The sequence below is a fragment of the Streptomyces triculaminicus genome (genome assembly GCF_017349075.1).
Lineage (GTDB): Bacteria > Actinomycetota > Actinomycetes > Streptomycetales > Streptomycetaceae > Streptomyces > Streptomyces triculaminicus.
The window spans coordinates 493,666-511,155 of record NZ_JAFMOF010000001.1 but is presented as its reverse complement, the minus strand read 5'-3'; the positions used below and the strand labels follow the sequence as shown (position 1 = coordinate 511,155).

Annotated in this window: 7 protein-coding genes, 3 rRNA genes and 1 pseudogene; 9 read left to right on the top strand and 2 right to left on the bottom strand. The window is 67.0% G+C overall.

All coding sequences use genetic code 11. The features are described from left to right. Window positions 1-75 precede the first annotated feature (75 nt). Window positions 76-2,085: a fructose-specific PTS transporter subunit EIIC gene (locus tag J1792_RS02400; protein ID WP_207246590.1), complete on the bottom strand. Its 2,010-nt coding sequence runs from the start codon at window positions 2,083-2,085 to the stop codon at window positions 76-78. 361 nt (window positions 2,086-2,446) lie between these two features. Between J1792_RS02400 and ahcY the strand changes: the two genes are divergently transcribed. The 5 genes and pseudogenes from ahcY to rrf all read left to right on the top strand — a co-directional run bounded on the left by ahcY (window position 2,447) and on the right by rrf (window position 10,334). Continuing rightward, entirely contained in the window at window positions 2,447-3,901 is a 1,455-nt protein-coding gene (ahcY, locus tag J1792_RS02395; RefSeq protein ID WP_207246589.1) for an adenosylhomocysteinase, read from the top strand. Between the two features lie 125 nt (window positions 3,902-4,026). After that, window positions 4,027-4,645, top strand: a pseudogene (locus J1792_RS02390) (hypothetical protein). 587 nt (window positions 4,646-5,232) lie between these two features. Then, window positions 5,233-6,753: ribosomal RNA gene (locus J1792_RS02385) — 16S ribosomal RNA — on the top strand. Between the two features lie 276 nt (window positions 6,754-7,029). Then, window positions 7,030-10,142 (top strand): 23S ribosomal RNA (locus J1792_RS02380). 75 nt (window positions 10,143-10,217) lie between these two features. After that, window positions 10,218-10,334 (top strand): 5S ribosomal RNA (gene rrf / locus J1792_RS02375). The 16S, 23S and 5S rRNA genes sit together here, the layout of an rRNA operon. 169 nt (window positions 10,335-10,503) lie before the next feature. Here rrf and J1792_RS02370 read toward each other — a convergent pair. Further along, on the bottom strand, window positions 10,504-11,589 hold the full coding sequence (locus tag J1792_RS02370) for a DUF7847 domain-containing protein (protein WP_242645422.1): 1,086 nt from the start codon (window positions 11,587-11,589) through the stop codon (window positions 10,504-10,506). Between the two features lie 142 nt (window positions 11,590-11,731). Here J1792_RS02370 and mtnA point away from each other — a divergent pair, with 142 nt between their 5' ends. The 4 genes from mtnA to J1792_RS02350 are packed head-to-tail and all read left to right on the top strand — an operon-like array spanning window position 11,732 to window position 17,426. After that, a complete protein-coding gene (gene mtnA / locus J1792_RS02365; protein WP_086567091.1) occupies window positions 11,732-12,880 on the top strand; it encodes an S-methyl-5-thioribose-1-phosphate isomerase in 1,149 nt (382 codons plus the stop codon). After that, window positions 12,877-13,554 (top strand): two-component system response regulator MtrA, encoded by a 678-nt coding sequence (mtrA, locus tag J1792_RS02360; RefSeq protein WP_010356958.1) that lies wholly within the window; start codon window positions 12,877-12,879, stop codon window positions 13,552-13,554. Before mtnA ends, mtrA begins: the two co-directional genes overlap by 4 nt. 1 nt (window position 13,555) lies before the next feature. After that, window positions 13,556-15,589 (top strand): MtrAB system histidine kinase MtrB, encoded by a 2,034-nt coding sequence (gene mtrB, locus J1792_RS02355; RefSeq protein WP_086567089.1) that lies wholly within the window; start codon window positions 13,556-13,558, stop codon window positions 15,587-15,589. Further along, window positions 15,573-17,426, top strand: coding sequence for an LpqB family beta-propeller domain-containing protein (locus J1792_RS02350; RefSeq protein WP_307842887.1), 1,854 nt, complete (start codon window positions 15,573-15,575; stop codon window positions 17,424-17,426). The genes mtrB and J1792_RS02350 overlap by 17 nt, the downstream gene beginning before the upstream one ends. Window positions 17,427-17,490 lie beyond the last annotated feature (64 nt).

The following is a 17,490-nucleotide window of genomic DNA, read 5'->3' as shown; positions in this document are numbered from 1 at the left end:
CCTCAGCCTTGATTCCCGGCCCGTCCGGCGTTTGAGGACACCGGGGCGGGACGGGGGCAAGGCCCCCCACCCGCCTCAGCCCACCTCCTCCAGAACCCGCAGGGCGGACGCCACATCCGGCGCCGCCAGCAACCGCCCCCGGAAATCCGCGTCCAGCAGCTTGCGCGCCAGCAGCGCCAGAATCCGCAGGTGCTCCTCCCCGGCCGCCGCCTCCGGCACCGCGATCATGAACACGAGCCGGGCCCTCGTCCCGTCCAGCGCCCCCCACTCGATCCCCTCGGCCGACCGGGCGAAGGCCACGACCGGCTCCGTCACCGCGTCCGTCTTCGCGTGCGGGATCGCGATCTCCTCGCCCAGGCCGGTCGTGCCCAGCCGCTCCCGGGCGAGGACGGCGCCGACGAGGGCGTCGACGTCCGTCACCTTGCCGGAGGCCGCCAGCAGCTCGGCCATCTCCCGGATCGCCTCGTCCTTGCGCCCGGCGGCGAGCTCCTGACGCACGGTCCGCTCGGAGAGGTGGCCCGAGAGCGCCCCGGGCGGTCCCCCGGCCGGCGCGGCGGTCCGCGCGCCCCCGGGAGCGCGTGTCCCGGCAGCCGGGCGGGGCACCGGCAGCGCCGCGCGGGCCGTCGGCGCGCCCAGGGCCATGAGCGTGACGGTCGTCAGCGCGGTCACGACCGTTCCCATCGCGATGGCGGTCAGGTACATCGGCACCCCGCCGACCGCTCCCAGCACCGCCACGATCGGCCCGCCGTGCGGCACGCTGTCCGTGACCCCCGCGAGTCCCGCGATGGCACCCGCCACCGCGCCGCCCGCCATGTTCGCCGGGATCACCCGGGCCGGCCGCGCGGCAGCGAACGGAATGGCGCCTTCCGTAATGCCGAAGAAGCCCATGAACAGCGCGGCCAGCCCGGTCTCCCGCTCCGGATCGCTGAACATCCCGCGCCGCAGCACCGTGGCCAGCCCCTGCCCCAGCGGCGGCACCGGAATGGCGGCCGCGCACATGCCCATGACCTCCGGGTTCCGCGAGACCAGCCCCGCGCCGAAGAGGAACGCCGTCTTGTTGACGGGCCCGCCCATGTCGAACGCGATCATCAGGCCCAGCACCACGCCCAGCACCGCCGCGCCGGCCCCGGTCAGCCCGCCGAGCCAGTCGGTGAGGTGCTCGAAGACCCAGGCGATCGGACGGCCCAGGACATAGATGAAGAAGAGCCCCACGGCCGAGGTCGCCAGGACCGGGATCACGATGACCGGCATGACCGGCCGGACGAACCTCGGCACCCGGGCCTTCTTGATCCACAGGACCACGTACCCGGCCAGGAACCCCGTCACGATCGCACCGATGAAGCCCGCCCCCGACTTGGAGTCGTAGAGGGCACCCGTATTGGCGATCCAGCCGCCGATCATGCCGGGGACGAGCGCGGGGCGGTCCGCGATGGCGTAGGCGATGTAGCCGGAGAGCACCGGGATCATCAGCTTGAAGCCGATGTCCCCGATGTCGAAGACATGCCGCCAGAACGACCCCTCGGGAATCACCAGCCCGCCGTCCGGCTGCGGATGCCCGCCCAGAGCGAGCGACACCGCGATCAGCAGACCGCCGACCACGACGAACGGGATCATGTACGACACGCCGTTCATCAGCGCCCGGTAGACGACCCCACGGCCGCCCCCGCCGCCGCGCCCGTCGCCGCCGCCCAGGAGGGCGCCCCCGGCGCCGGCCCCGCCCCCGGCCTCGTACACCGGGGCGTCCCGCACCCGCTCGATCAACTGCTCGGGGTGATGGATCCCCTCGGCCACGCCCACCGCCAGCACCCGCTTGCCCGCGAAACGACTCAGGTCGACGTCCTTGTCGGCGGCGACGATGACCCCGTCGGCGTGGCGCACCTCGTCGTCGGACAGGACGTTCTCGGCCCCGATCGAGCCCTGCGTCTCGACCCTGATGTCATGGCCGAGCGCCTCCGCGGCCTGCACCAGCTTCTCCGCCGCCATGTACGTGTGGGCGATGCCGGTCGGGCACGCGGTCACGGCGAGCAGCTTGAGCCTCCGCCCGCTCGACGCCGGGCGCACGGGGGGATCGGCTGAGGGCGTCACACGGTTCTCCTCACCACTCGCTCACCATGGGTCGGTCACTGGTCGTCCGCACTGATCGTCCGCATGGATCGTCCACCGCATCCTGCAACAGAGGAAGGGCCCGAGGGCGGGTACGACGGGGCCGAACGGAGGCCAAGGGGGCTGGGGTTCGCCATACCCCCCGGTGTAGATTCGTGCCGAGAAGCCAGACGTCGCTGCTGATGGCGGTCGGGCGGCCCGCGCGACGGACCGGCCGAGGGAGAGAGGGCCTCCGACGGACTGGGCTGCGGCAGGGGATCAGTGTGGACCGAGCCGTGTCCGCGCTGTCCGGCCGCGTGCACAGCCGTACCCACTCCCGCTCGTCCCTAGAGGAGCAGCCCGTATGACTACCACTACCGGCCAGGACTTCAAGGTCGCGGACCTGTCGCTGGCGGCCTTCGGTCGTAAGGAGATCACCCTCGCCGAGCACGAGATGCCCGGCCTGATGGCGATCCGCAAGGAGTACGCGGAGGCGCAGCCCCTCGCCGGCGCCCGCATCACCGGCTCGCTGCACATGACCGTGCAGACGGCCGTCCTGATCGAGACCCTCGTGGCCCTGGGCGCGCAGGTGCGCTGGGCCTCCTGCAACATCTTCTCGACCCAGGACCACGCGGCCGCCGCCGTCGCGGTGGGCCTGGACGGCACCCCCGAGGACCCGCGCGGCGTGCCCGTCTTCGCCTGGAAGGGCGAGACGCTGGAGGAGTACTGGTGGTGCACGGAGCAGGCGCTGACCTGGCCGAACACCCCCACGGGCGGTCCGAACATGATCCTGGACGACGGTGGCGACGCCACCCTCCTCGTCCACAAGGGCGTGGAGTTCGAGAAGGCGGGCGCCGCTCCCGACCCGGCGACCGCCGACAGCGAGGAGTACGCCCAGATCCTCACCCTCCTCAACCGCACGCTCTCCGAGAACCCGCAGAAGTGGACGCAGCTGGCGTCGGAGATCCGCGGTGTCACCGAGGAGACCACCACGGGCGTCCACCGTCTGTACGAGATGCAGCAGGCCGGCACGCTGCTCTTCCCCGCCATCAACGTCAATGACGCGGTCACCAAGTCGAAGTTCGACAACAAGTACGGCTGCCGCCACTCCCTCATCGACGGCATCAACCGCGCCACCGACGTCCTGATCGGCGGCAAGGTCGCGGTCGTCTGCGGCTACGGCGACGTGGGCAAGGGCTGCGCCGAGTCGCTGCGCGGCCAGGGCGCCCGCGTGATCGTCACCGAGATCGACCCGATCAACGCCCTCCAGGCGGCGATGGACGGCTACCAGGTCACCACCCTGGACGACGTCGTCGAGATCGCCGACATCTTCGTCACCACGACGGGCAACAAGGACATCATCATGGCGTCCGACATGGCCCGGATGAAGCACCAGGCGATCGTCGGGAACATCGGTCACTTCGACAACGAGATCGACATGGCCGGCCTGGCCAAGGTCCCCGGCATCGTCAAGGACGAGGTCAAGCCCCAGGTCCACACCTGGACCTTCCCCGACGGCAAGGTCCTGATCGTGCTGTCCGAGGGCCGCCTGCTCAACCTGGGCAACGCCACCGGCCACCCGTCCTTCGTGATGTCGAACTCCTTCGCGGACCAGACCCTGGCCCAGATCGAGCTCTTCACCAAGCCGGAGTCCTACCCGACCGACGTCTACGTCCTGCCCAAGCACCTGGACGAGAAGGTCGCCCGCCTCCACCTCGACGCCCTCGGCGTCAAGCTGACCGTGCTCCGCCCGGAGCAGGCCGCGTACATCGGCGTCCCCGTCGAGGGCCCGTACAAGCCCGACCACTACCGCTACTGATCCGGCGACCGAGGCTGCTGAGACGGCTGACGCGAGTCTGAGTAACTTGTAGAGCCCCAGAAACCGGTGGAACAGGCCCCCGCCCGCACGGCGGGGCCTGCCCCGTTCGCGTCAAGGACCCCGCCATGCCCCGCGGCCGCTACTCGCTCCACGACCCCACGATCACTCCCCCTCGGCAACGAGCACTTCCACTGCGCCCCCGGCCCCTCCGGCTGGCGCTACGTCTCGCAGCTGACCGGCCCCTCCGGCACCCCCGCCGGCTCGGTCGACCTCGCCATCGACGACCTCGGCCGCCCCATCCGCCTCCAGCTCCAGCGATCGGACTGGCAGGTGCGCGGCGCGGCGATCGACGGCATGACATGGGTCCGCACCGACCCGACCGGCGAGCACGCGACGGAAGGCAACGTCCGCGCCCACGCCTTCACCGGCGCTTCCCCCGCGTTCTACGTGGCCATCGCCCGTCTCCTCCGGCTCTCCCCCGGCGACGAGGCCGTTCGAATCCGCCTCGTCTCCTTCACCGCGCCCGTCCTCGCCCCGCGCACGCTCGACCAGTCCTGGGCCCTGGTCGCCAGGACAGCACACGCCACTGACAACGGCCCGCTGGAAGTGGACGAGTACCAGGTCAGCGAGCTGGACACGGGGGAGCAGTACGCCGTCCACCTCGCCGGCGACGTGGTCCTCTCCGCCCCCGGCATCGAGCTCGAGGACCTCGAGAGCCCGCCGTCGTCCTTCGGGGCCCCCTGAACCTGGTACTGTTCTCCTCGCCTCGCAAAAACCGTTGACACGGGATGAGCGGGGAGGTAGATTCGAACGGTTGCGACGAGGTGGACCTGGTCCCCTGCAACGGTTAGTATCTGACCAGCTTCGGCCAGTGAAGACAATTCAACGGCGAAGCGGCTCGACTCCCTCCGGAATCGGAAAGCCGATGTGAATCGGCCGGAACGGTTTCTGATAAAGTCGAAAACGTCGAAACCCCGCTCCAACAGGGGGCCGGAAACGAAATCCGAACCGACTGCTTCGAATGTGAAGCGGTAAGGAACGGAAAACGGATCTGGTAAGGTTGGAAACAACGAAGGGAAGCGCCCGGAGGAAAGCCCGAGAGGGTGAGTACAAAGGAAGCGTCCGTTCCTTGAGAACTCAACAGCGTGCCAAAAGTCAACGCCAGATATGTTGACACCCCGTCCATCTCGATGGATGAGGTTCCTTTAAAAGTCCTACCGGGTCCTTTGCGGATCGGGTGGGCACACACAGCGAGGACGCTGTGAACGACCGGGCCTATTCCGCCTGGTTGTTCCGCTCAACGCGAGTGTGAACCGGATTACCGGTAAACATTCACGGAGAGTTTGATCCTGGCTCAGGACGAACGCTGGCGGCGTGCTTAACACATGCAAGTCGAACGATGAAGCCCTTCGGGGTGGATTAGTGGCGAACGGGTGAGTAACACGTGGGCAATCTGCCCTGCACTCTGGGACAAGCCCTGGAAACGGGGTCTAATACCGGATACGACCTTCGAGCGCATGCTTGAAGGTGGAAAGCTCCGGCGGTGCAGGATGAGCCCGCGGCCTATCAGCTTGTTGGTGGGGTAATGGCCTACCAAGGCGACGACGGGTAGCCGGCCTGAGAGGGCGACCGGCCACACTGGGACTGAGACACGGCCCAGACTCCTACGGGAGGCAGCAGTGGGGAATATTGCACAATGGGCGAAAGCCTGATGCAGCGACGCCGCGTGAGGGATGACGGCCTTCGGGTTGTAAACCTCTTTCAGCAGGGAAGAAGCGAGAGTGACGGTACCTGCAGAAGAAGCGCCGGCTAACTACGTGCCAGCAGCCGCGGTAATACGTAGGGCGCAAGCGTTGTCCGGAATTATTGGGCGTAAAGAGCTCGTAGGCGGCTTGTCACGTCGGATGTGAAAGCCCGGGGCTTAACCCCGGGTCTGCATTCGATACGGGCAGGCTAGAGTTCGGTAGGGGAGATCGGAATTCCTGGTGTAGCGGTGAAATGCGCAGATATCAGGAGGAACACCGGTGGCGAAGGCGGATCTCTGGGCCGATACTGACGCTGAGGAGCGAAAGCGTGGGAGCGAACAGGATTAGATACCCTGGTAGTCCACGCCGTAAACGTTGGGAACTAGGTGTGGGCGACATTCCACGTCGTCCGTGCCGCAGCTAACGCATTAAGTTCCCCGCCTGGGGAGTACGGCCGCAAGGCTAAAACTCAAAGGAATTGACGGGGGCCCGCACAAGCAGCGGAGCATGTGGCTTAATTCGACGCAACGCGAAGAACCTTACCAAGGCTTGACATACACCGGAAACGGCCAGAGATGGTCGCCCCTTGTGGTCGGTGTACAGGTGGTGCATGGCTGTCGTCAGCTCGTGTCGTGAGATGTTGGGTTAAGTCCCGCAACGAGCGCAACCCTTGTCCTGTGTTGCCAGCATGCCCTTCGGGGTGATGGGGACTCACAGGAGACTGCCGGGGTCAACTCGGAGGAAGGTGGGGACGACGTCAAGTCATCATGCCCCTTATGTCTTGGGCTGCACACGTGCTACAATGGCCGGTACAATGAGCTGCGATACCGCGAGGTGGAGCGAATCTCAAAAGCCGGTCTCAGTTCGGATTGGGGTCTGCAACTCGACCCCATGAAGTTGGAGTTGCTAGTAATCGCAGATCAGCATTGCTGCGGTGAATACGTTCCCGGGCCTTGTACACACCGCCCGTCACGTCACGAAAGTCGGTAACACCCGAAGCCGGTGGCCCAACCCTTGTGGAGGGAGCCGTCGAAGGTGGGACTGGCGATTGGGACGAAGTCGTAACAAGGTAGCCGTACCGGAAGGTGCGGCTGGATCACCTCCTTTCTAAGGAGCACATAGCCGACTGCGAGCGAATGACTCGCACGGTTGCTCATGGGTGGAACGTTGACTATTCGGCACAGTTCTTGAGGGATCACTAGTACTGCTTCGGCGTGGAACGTGAATCTTGAAAGACTGGGTCGGGCACGCTGTTGGGTATCTGAGGGTACGGACTTCGGTCTGAACCTTCGCGATGCCGGCCCCGGTAAAGCTTTGCTTCGGCAGAGTGTGACGGGTGGCTGGTCGTTGCTTGAGAACTGCACAGTGGACGCGAGCATCTGTGGCCAAGTTTTTAAGGGCGCACGGTGGATGCCTTGGCACCAGGAACCGATGAAGGACGTGGGAGGCCGCGATAGGCCCCGGGAGCTGTCAACCGAGCTTTGATCCGGGGTGTCCGAATGGGGAAACCCGGCAGTCGTCATGGGCTGTCACCCGCTGCTGAACACATAGGCAGTGTGGAGGGAACGCGGGGAAGTGAAACATCTCAGTACCCGCAGGAAGAGAAAACAACCGTGATTCCGGGAGTAGTGGCGAGCGAAACTGGATGAGGCCAAACCGTATGTGTGTGATACCCGGCAGGGGTTGCGCATGCGGGGTTGTGGGATCTCTTTTCATGGTCTGCCGGCCATGAGACGAGTCAGAAACCGTTGGTGTAGGCGAAGGACATGCGAAAGGTCCGGCGTAGAGGGTAAGACCCCGTAGCTGAAACATCAACGGCTCGTTTAAGAGACACCCAAGTAGCACGGGGCCCGAGAAATCCCGTGTGAATCTGGCGGGACCACCCGCTAAGCCTAAATATTCCCTGGTGACCGATAGCGGATAGTACCGTGAGGGAATGGTGAAAAGTACCGCGGGAGCGGAGTGAAATAGTACCTGAAACCGTGTGCCTACAAGCCGTGGGAGCGTCGCGCATCAAGCTTGCTTGGTGCGTCGTGACTGCGTGCCTTTTGAAGAATGAGCCTGCGAGTTTGCGGTGTGTTGCGAGGTTAACCCGTGTGGGGAAGCCGTAGCGAAAGCGAGTCCGAATAGGGCGATTGAGTAGCGCGCCCAAGACCCGAAGCGGAGTGATCTAGCCATGGGCAGGTTGAAGCGGAGGTAAGACTTCGTGGAGGACCGAACCCACCAGGGTTGAAAACCTGGGGGATGACCTGTGGTTAGGGTGAAAGGCCAATCAAACTCCGTGATAGCTGGTTCTCCCGAAATGCATTTAGGTGCAGCGTCGTGTGTTTCTTGCCGGAGGTAGAGCACTGGATAGGCGATGGGCCCTACCGGGTTACTGACCTTAGCCAAACTCCGAATGCCGGTAAGTGAGAGCGCGGCAGTGAGACTGTGGGGATAAGCTCCATGGTCGAGAGGAAACAGCCCAGAGCATCGACTAAGGCCCCTAAGCGTACGCTAAGTGGGAAAGGATGTGGAGTCGCAGAGACAACCAGGAGGTTGGCTTAGAAGCAGCCACCCTTGAAAGAGTGCGTAATAGCTCACTGGTCAAGTGATTCCGCGCCGACAATGTAGCGGGGCTCAAGCGTACCGCCGAAGTCGTGTCATTCACACAATAACCCCAACGGGTGTGTGGATGGGTAGGGGAGCGTCGTGTGCCGGGTGAAGCAGCCGCGGAAGCGAGTTGTGGACGGTTCACGAGTGAGAATGCAGGCATGAGTAGCGATACACACGTGAGAAACGTGTGCGCCGATTGACTAAGGGTTCCTGGGTCAAGCTGATCTGCCCAGGGTAAGTCGGGACCTAAGGCGAGGCCGACAGGCGTAGTCGATGGACAACCGGTTGATATTCCGGTACCCGCTTTGAAACGCCCAATATCGAATCAGGCGATGCTAAGTCCGTGAAGCCGTCCTGGATCCTTCGGGTGAAGGGGAGTGGTGGAGCCGACGAACCAGACTTGTAGTAGGTAAGCGATGGGGTGACGCAGGAAGGTAGTCCAGCCCGGGCGGTGGTAGTCCCGGGGTAAGGGTGTAGGCCGTGTGATAGGCAAATCCGTCACACATTAAGGCTGAGACCTGATGCCGAGCCGATTGTGGTGAAGTGGATGATCCTATGCTGTCGAGAAAAGCCTCTAGCGAGTTTCATGGCGGCCCGTACCCTAAACCGACTCAGGTGGTCAGGTAGAGAATACCGAGGCGTTCGGGTGAACTATGGTTAAGGAACTCGGCAAAATGCCCCCGTAACTTCGGGAGAAGGGGGCCATGTCCGGTGATGAGTCTTGCACTCTGAGCTGGGTGTGGCCGCAGAGACCAGCGAGAAGCGACTGTTTACTAAAACACAGGTCCGTGCGAAGCCGTAAGGCGATGTATACGGACTGACGCCTGCCCGGTGCTGGAACGTTAAGGGGACCGGTTAGCTCTGTTTCGACAGGGCGAAGCTGAGAACTTAAGCGCCAGTAAACGGCGGTGGTAACTATAACCATCCTAAGGTAGCGAAATTCCTTGTCGGGTAAGTTCCGACCTGCACGAATGGCGTAACGACTTCTCGACTGTCTCAACCATAGGCCCGGTGAAATTGCACTACGAGTAAAGATGCTCGTTTCGCGCAGCAGGACGGAAAGACCCCGGGACCTTTACTATAGCTTGATATTGGTGTTCGGTTCGGCTTGTGTAGGATAGGTGGGAGACTGTGAAGTCATGGCGCCAGCCATGGTGGAGTCGTCGTTGAAATACCACTCTGGTCGTGCTGGATGTCTAACCTCGGTCCGTGATCCGGATCAGGGACAGTGTCTGGTGGGTAGTTTAACTGGGGCGGTTGCCTCCTAAAGAGTAACGGAGGCGCCCAAAGGTTCCCTCAGCCTGGTTGGCAATCAGGTGTTGAGTGTAAGTGCACAAGGGAGCTTGACTGTGAGACCGACGGGTCGAGCAGGGACGAAAGTCGGGACTAGTGATCCGGCGGTGGCTTGTGGAAGCGCCGTCGCTCAACGGATAAAAGGTACCCCGGGGATAACAGGCTGATCTTCCCCAAGAGTCCATATCGACGGGATGGTTTGGCACCTCGATGTCGGCTCGTCGCATCCTGGGGCTGGAGTCGGTCCCAAGGGTTGGGCTGTTCGCCCATTAAAGCGGTACGCGAGCTGGGTTTAGAACGTCGTGAGACAGTTCGGTCCCTATCCGCTGCGCGCGCAGGAGTCTTGAGAAGGGCTGTCCCTAGTACGAGAGGACCGGGACGGACGAACCTCTGGTGTGCCAGTTGTCCTGCCAAGGGCATGGCTGGTTGGCTACGTTCGGGAGGGATAACCGCTGAAAGCATCTAAGCGGGAAGCCTGCTTCGAGATGAGGACTCCCACCCACTTGATGGGGTAAGGCTCCCAGTAGACGACTGGGTTGATAGGCCAGGTGTGGAAGACCGGTAACGGTTGGAGCTGACTGGTACTAATAGGCCGAGGGCTTGTCCTCAGTTGCTCGCGTCCACTGTGTTAGTTCTGAAGTAACGAACTCGCCTTGCTGGCTGGAGTTCTAACTTTATAGTGTTTCGGTGGTCATAGCGTTAGGGAAACGCCCGGTTACATTCCGAACCCGGAAGCTAAGCCTTTCAGCGCCGATGGTACTGCAGGGGGGACCCTGTGGGAGAGTAGGACGCCGCCGAACTCCTTTTGAAGAAAGCCCTGGCAGGGTTCCCTGCCAGGGCTTTCTTGCGTTTCCGGACCCTTTCGCGTTCAGCTTCCCACCCCCTCCGCACGGTCCCGACTCCCCCGGGGGCGAGGGCCGGGGCGTGTGGGGAAGCGGAGCGCTTTCCCCACACCCACCAGATCAATTACTACTGCTCGCCCTCCGCGGCGGCCCGCGCGAGTTCGATGTCCAAGGACTCGCGACGAATGCGCTGATCCATATACAGAAGAGCCGTCACCCCGGACGTAATGGGCAGGGCGATGGTCGAGGAAATGGTCGCGCTGATGCCGCTGATGATCAAGTAGGACCAGCTCATGGAGCCGCCCTGGAAACCGGCGGAGAGGTTTTCAAGATCAACGCTCGTGAACAGTCCGATGATGGTCGCCGGAACCTGGACCACCGTGCCGATCATGAATACAAGGAGAGTGGCGAGAAGCTGTATTCCGAGGATCCGCCATCCCGAGCCCCGCACCAGTTTCGCCGAGCGCCGCATACTCGCGATGGCGCCCTGCTTTTCCAGTACGAGGGCCGGCGCGGCGAGGCTGTAGCGGACCCAGAGCCAGGCGGCCAGGACGATGGCCGCGATCGCTCCGGCCGCGAGGGCCAGGAGCCCCGGACCTTCCGCACCGCTTGCGACGATCAGCCCGCCCGGCAGCAGGCCGGCCGCGAAGACGCCCCCGACCAGCAGGGGCATCAGGCAGAACAGGCCGGCCATGCTCCCCAGGTGGGGGCGGGTGCGAGCCCAGGCCTCGCGGGCCGTGACGGGGCGCCCCAGGACCGCGCGGCTCACGACGAAGGTGAGCATCGCGGCGGCGAAGACCGAGCCCACGAGGCCGACGAGTGCCATGACCGCCGTCCCGCCCAGATCCTTCACAGCGGCGTCGAGCCACTCCCGCACCGGCGTGGTCTCGTCCAGCTCCGTCACGTCGGGCAGATCGCGGAGCCACAGCCCCGTCACGACCGTGCCCACGGCCTGGGTGGAGGCCGCGACGACGAAGGACACGCCCAGTGCCGTCCTCCAGTGCCTGCGCGCCGCGCTGAACGCGCCGTCCAGGATCTCGCCGACGCCCAGCGGCCGTAGCGGCACCACACCCGGCTGTGGCGCCTGAGGCTGCTGAAAGCCGCCCCAGCCGCCTCCAGGGCCCCATCCTCCGGGTCCCTGGCCCTGGCCGCCGCCGCTGGTGGCGCGGGCCCTGCCCCAGCCGGGCGGAGTGCCGCCCGGAGAGTCGTTCATTTCCATAGCTCCTTCTGAATTCCTTACCGGTCGGCCATCGTGTCACGGGCCCCTGCGGCGCCCCCGGGCTCCTGATCCTCGTAAGAGGGAGCCGGGCGGAGGTGGCCTTCAATAGTTGCTGTGCGCGGGGCAGACTGGACTAATGGCTGATCAGCACGCGGCACCCGCGTCCCGCTCCGGATCGTCCGCCGTCCCCGCCCTGCGCTGGGAGGACCTGCCGGAAGGTCCCGTGATCGTCCTTCTGGACCAGCGGCGGCTTCCCGTCGACGAGACCGAGCTGATCTGTACCGACGTACCCGCGCTGATCGAAGCGATACGCGGCCTCGCCGTGCGCGGCGCCCCTCTTCTGGGGATCGCCGGGGCGTACGGGCTCGCGCTGGCGGCCGTACGCGGCTTCGACGTGGAAGAGGCGGCCGAGAGGCTCGCCCACGCCCGTCCCACCGCCGTGAACCTGGCCTACGGCGTGCGTCGCGCCCTCGCGGCCCATCGCGTCGCCCTGAGGTCCGGCGCGGGCCCGGAGAAGGCCGCGGAGGCGGCCCTCGCCGAGGCGCGCGCCCTGCACCGGGAGGACGCCGAGGCGAGCGCGGACATGGCGGCGCACGGGCTCACGCTGCTCCAGGAGCTGCTGCCCGGCGGGGGCTATCGCATCCTCACCCACTGCAACACCGGTTCCCTGGTCTCCGGCGGCGAGGGCACGGCCTTCGCGGTGGCGAGGGCCGCGCACCGGGCCGGTGAGCTGCGGCGGCTGTGGGTGGACGAGACGCGGCCGCTGCTGCAGGGCGCCCGGCTCACCGCGTACGAGGCGGGGCGGGCCGGCATGCCGTACACGCTGCTCACCGACAGCGCGGCCGGCTCGCTGTTCTCGGCGGGGGAGGTGGACGCGGTGCTCATCGGCGCGGACCGGATAGCCGCGGACGGCTCGGTGGCCAACAAGGTCGGCAGCTATCCGCTGGCCGTGCTGGCCCGCTATCACCATGTGCCGTTCGTCGTCGTCGCGCCCACCACGACCGTCGACCTCGGTACTCAGGAGGGCGCGGCGATCGAGGTGGAGCAGCGGCCCGGTCACGAGGTGACGGAGTTGCCGACGACGGCCGACGCGACGGGAACGACGGCTTCTGTCCCCGTCGCCCCGGTGGGTGCGCAGGCCTACAATCCTGCGTTTGATGTCACACCGCCGGAGTTGGTGACCGCGATTGTCACGGAAAACGGCGTTCTCTCACCCGTCACGGAGGCGGGTCTGGCGGAGCTGTGTGACAGGTCACGATCGGGTAATGGGATGATGTCGATATGAAGGGACGCGTCCTTGTCGTCGACGACGACACAGCACTGGCCGAGATGCTCGGAATTGTGCTTCGTGGTGAGGGTTTCGAGCCGTCGTTCGTAGCGGATGGCGACAAGGCTCTCGCTGCTTTTCGAGAGGCCAAACCCGATCTTGTATTGCTCGATCTGATGCTGCCCGGCCGTGACGGCATTGAGGTGTGCAGACTGATCCGGGCCGAGTCCGGGGTGCCGATCGTGATGTTGACGGCGAAGAGCGACACCGTCGATGTGGTGGTCGGGCTGGAGTCCGGCGCGGACGACTACATCGTCAAGCCGTTCAAGCCGAAGGAGCTGGTGGCCCGCATCCGGGCCCGTCTGCGCAGGTCGGAGGAGCCGGCGCCGGAGCAGCTGACCATCGGCGATCTGGTGATCGACGTGGCCGGCCACTCGGTCAAGCGCGACGGGCAGTCGATCGCGCTGACGCCGCTGGAGTTCGACCTGCTGGTGGCGCTGGCACGTAAGCCGTGGCAGGTGTTCACCCGCGAGGTGCTGCTCGAGCAGGTCTGGGGCTACCGCCACGCCGCCGACACGCGGCTGGTGAACGTGCACGTACAGCGGCTGCGCTCGAAGGTCGAGAAGGACCCCGAGCGGCCGGAGATCGTGGTGACCGTCCGTGGTGTGGGCTACAAGGCGGGGCCGAGCTGACATGCCGGGCAACGGTGCCGCTCCGGAGCGGGACACGGGGCGGCCCGTCGGCACGTCGTCGGGCGGCGGCATATCGTTCTTCCGCCGTCTGTGGCGTGCCGGAAGGCTGCTGTCGGACGGCGCGGGCGCGGGGCCGGTGCATCCGCTGCTGCGCCTGTACGTGCGCTGGGTGCGGCGTCCGCTGCTGCCCGCGATGCGGCTGTGGCGTCGCAACATCCAGCTTCGGGTGGTCGCCACCACGCTGTTGATGTCGCTCGGCGTGGTGCTGCTGCTGGGCATCGTCGTCATCGGGCAGGTGCGCAACGGTCTCCTCGACGCGAAGCGGCACGCCTCGCAGAGCCAGGCCGAGGGTGGTTTCAAGGCGGCGAGGGACGCCGCCGACCCGGGTGCCGAGGGACGCGGCCAGGACGGCTCGCAGTCCGGCGGCCGGGGCAATCCCGACTCCGGTGCGTGGCTGACCGCCCTGGTGCAGCAGCTGGCCAGCGGTGGCCAGGGTGTGTACCACGTGGTGGCGCTCAGTGCCGCGGGCGACGGCAGCGGTTCGTACGTGGGCGTCGGCGGTACGCGCGGCCCGCGGGCTTCGGGGGACATCGACCCCGAGCGCAGCGTGCCGGCGGATCTGCGCCGGCAGCTGGACGTGCGTACGGGCACGTTCGAGAAGCCCGGCACGATCAAGCGCAGCGCCTCGGACGAGGGCGAGCCGGCGCTGATCGTCGGCAAGCGGATGTACGACGTCAACGGCGAGCCGTACCAGCTCTACTACCTCTTCCCCTTCACCCAGGAGGAGAAGTCGCTGAGCCTGGTCAAGGGCACGTTGACGACCGCCGGGGTGTTCGTGGTGGTGCTGCTGGGCGCCATCGCGTGGCTGGTGGTGCGGCAGATCGTCACGCCTGTGCGGATGGCCGCGAGCATCTCCGAGCGGCTCGCCGCCGGCGTGCTGCAGGAACGGATGAAGGTCACCGGCGAGGACGACATCGCGCGTCTGGGTGAAGCCTTCAACAAGATGGCGCAGAACCTCCAGGTGAAGATCCAGCAGCTGGAGGAGCTGTCGCGCATGCAGCGGCGCTTCGTCTCGGACGTCTCGCACGAGCTGCGGACGCCGCTGACGACCGTGCGGATGGCCGCGGACGTCATCCACGAGGCGCGCGACGGCTTCGACCCGGTGACCGCGCGCTCGGCGGAGCTGCTCTTCGGGCAGCTCGACCGCTTCGAGTCGCTGCTGGCGGACCTGCTGGAGATCAGCCGGTTCGACGCGGGCGCGGCCGCCCTGGAGGCCGAGCCGATAGACCTGCGCGACGTGGTGAACCGGGTGATCGACGCCGCTCTTCCGCTCGCGGACCGCAAGGGCAGCAGGCTGCTCGTACGCGGCGACGAACAGCCGGTGATCGCCGAGGCGGACGCCCGGCGCCTGGAGCGGATCCTGCGCAATCTCGTGGTCAACGCCGTGGAGCACGGCGAGGGCCGGGACGTGGTGGTGCGGCTGGCCGTGGCCGGCGGCGCCGTGGCGGTCGCGGTGCGCGACTACGGCGTCGGCCTCAAGCCGGGCGAGGCGACGCGGGTGTTCAACCGCTTCTGGCGGGCCGACCCCGCTCGGGCGCGGACGACCGGCGGCACCGGCCTGGGCCTGTCGATCGCGGTCGAGGACGCGCGGCTGCACGGCGGCTGGCTGCAGGCCTGGGGCGAGCCGGGCGGCGGTTCGCAGTTCCGGCTGACCCTGCCGCGCACGGCCGGCGACACGCTGCGCGGATCGCCGATCCCGCTGGAACCGGACGACTCGCGGCGCAACCGCGGGCTGAACGAAGCGGGGGTGCCGCAGGCGCTGCCGGGAAGGCAGGCGCCGGTGCCGGCGCAGACCAGGAACGTACGCCCGACGGCGGATCCGACCGCCCTGCCGGGCAGCGGGGCACGCGTGGTGCCGCGTCCGGGCGGGACGCTCGGCGGGGACAGGAACGAGAAGAACGGTGACCGGGCGGGCCATGGGTCCGGGGGCGGCGGTCGAGGGACGACCGGAGGCGACCGTGACGGTCAGGCGTAGGACCCGGCGGATGGCCGGCGGCGGCCGCGGCCGGCGGGCGGCGGGATTCGGCGTGCCGGTGGTCGTCGGCATGCTGCTGGCCGGCTGTGCCTCGATGCCCGGCAGCGGCGAGGTGAGCTCGGTCGACTCCTCGCAGCGTGCCGACGCCGACGCGCAGGTGCGCGTGTACGGCGTGCCGCCGCACAAGAACGAGCACCCCCAGGAACTGGTGGCGGGCTTCCTCGAGGCGACGACGAGCGACGACCCGGACTACGAGACGGCCCGGATGTACCTGGCCAAGAGCGTCAAGCGGCACTGGGACCCGTCCGCGGCGACCATCGTGCTCGACCGCACCCCGCAGGTGCGCGTCGAGCGCCGCGGGGGCGACCGGGAGCAGTCCTACACCGTCACCCTGACCGGCAAGCAGATCGCGCGGGTGGACGCCAAGCACGCGTACAAGCCGGACGAACAGCAGTTCACGACGACCTTGCACATGGCGCGCGAGGACGGCGAGTGGCGCATCGACGCGCTGGACGCCGGGCTGGTGCTGGGGGTCTCGGACTTCCAGCGCATCTACCGGTCGGTCAATAAGTACTACTTCGCCGAGCTGGGCCCGGACGGGGGCGGCGCGGACAGCACCCGGGGCGTGCTCGTCGCGGACCCGGTGTACCTGCGCAAGCGGATAGACCCGGTGACCTCCGGGGTCAAGGCGCTGCTGGACGGGCCCACGAACTGGCTGGACCCGGTCGCCGGGACGGCCTTCCCGACCGGTACGCGCCTGGTCGAGCCGCGGCTGTCCCTGGACGATTCGAACGCCCTGAAGGTGCGGCTGAACGACCGGGCGGCCGGCGCGGACCAGGAGCAGTGCCGGCGCATGGCCGCGCAGCTGCTGTACACCGTTCAGGAGTCCGCCAAGGTCACCGATGTGACGCTGCAGCGCAAGGACGGCTCGCGGCTGTGCACGCTCGGCCGGGAGCAGGCCAAGGAGTACGCGTCGGACCAGACCTCCGGGCGGCCGGATCGGCAGTACTTCGTCGACGGCCAGCACCGGATGGTGAGCCTGGCCGACACCGACCACGAGGCGCGCCGGGTGGCGGGGCCGTTCGGCACGGACGGCGCGGCCCAGCTGCGGTCGGTCGCGGTGGATCGCCACCAGCGGCGCGCGGCCGGGGTGTCCGCCAACGGTCAGTTGCTGTTCGTCGCCCCCCTGCAGGGCGGCGCGCCGCTCGGCGAGGCCCGGGTGACCGTGCACGGCGGCGGCACCGCGAGGACGGGGCTGACCGCTCCGAGCTGGGACGGACTGGGCGACCTGTGGTTCGCGGACCAGGACCCGGATCGGCCGCGGCTGCTGCGGCTGGCGGGCGGCACGGGCGCGCCCGAGGAGGTCCAGGTGCCCGGGCTGGACGGCGGGCGGATCAGCGGGGTGCGGGTCGCGGCGGACGGCGTCCGGATCGCGCTGCTGGTGACGAAGGGGGACCATACGGTCCTCAAGCTCGGCAGGGTCGAGCGCCGGGGGAGCGTGGGACGGCCGAGCCTGTCGGTGCAGGAGCTGCGTTCCGTGGCCCCGCGGCTCGAGGACGTCGTCGCGGTGTCGTGGGCGGGCGCGAGCCGGCTGCTGGTGGCGGGCAGGGAGCAGGGCGGCCCGCAGCAGCTGCAGTACGTCGAGACCGACGGATCCCAGCCGAACGGTTCGGGGCTGCCCGGCATCACCGTGGTGCGCGGCATCGCCGCGTCCGAGACGCCCGGCAAGGCGCAGGCGCTGGTCGCCGAGGGCGACGGCGGCATCTTCCGGCTGCTTCCGGAGTCGAACTGGAAGCTGGTGGGCAAGGAAGGCTCGGCTCCGGTCTACCCGGGGTGACGGCCTGGCCGAGGTGCCCCCCGACTGAGGCCCTGGCGTTCGTGCTGGTCGGGGCCCGGTTTTC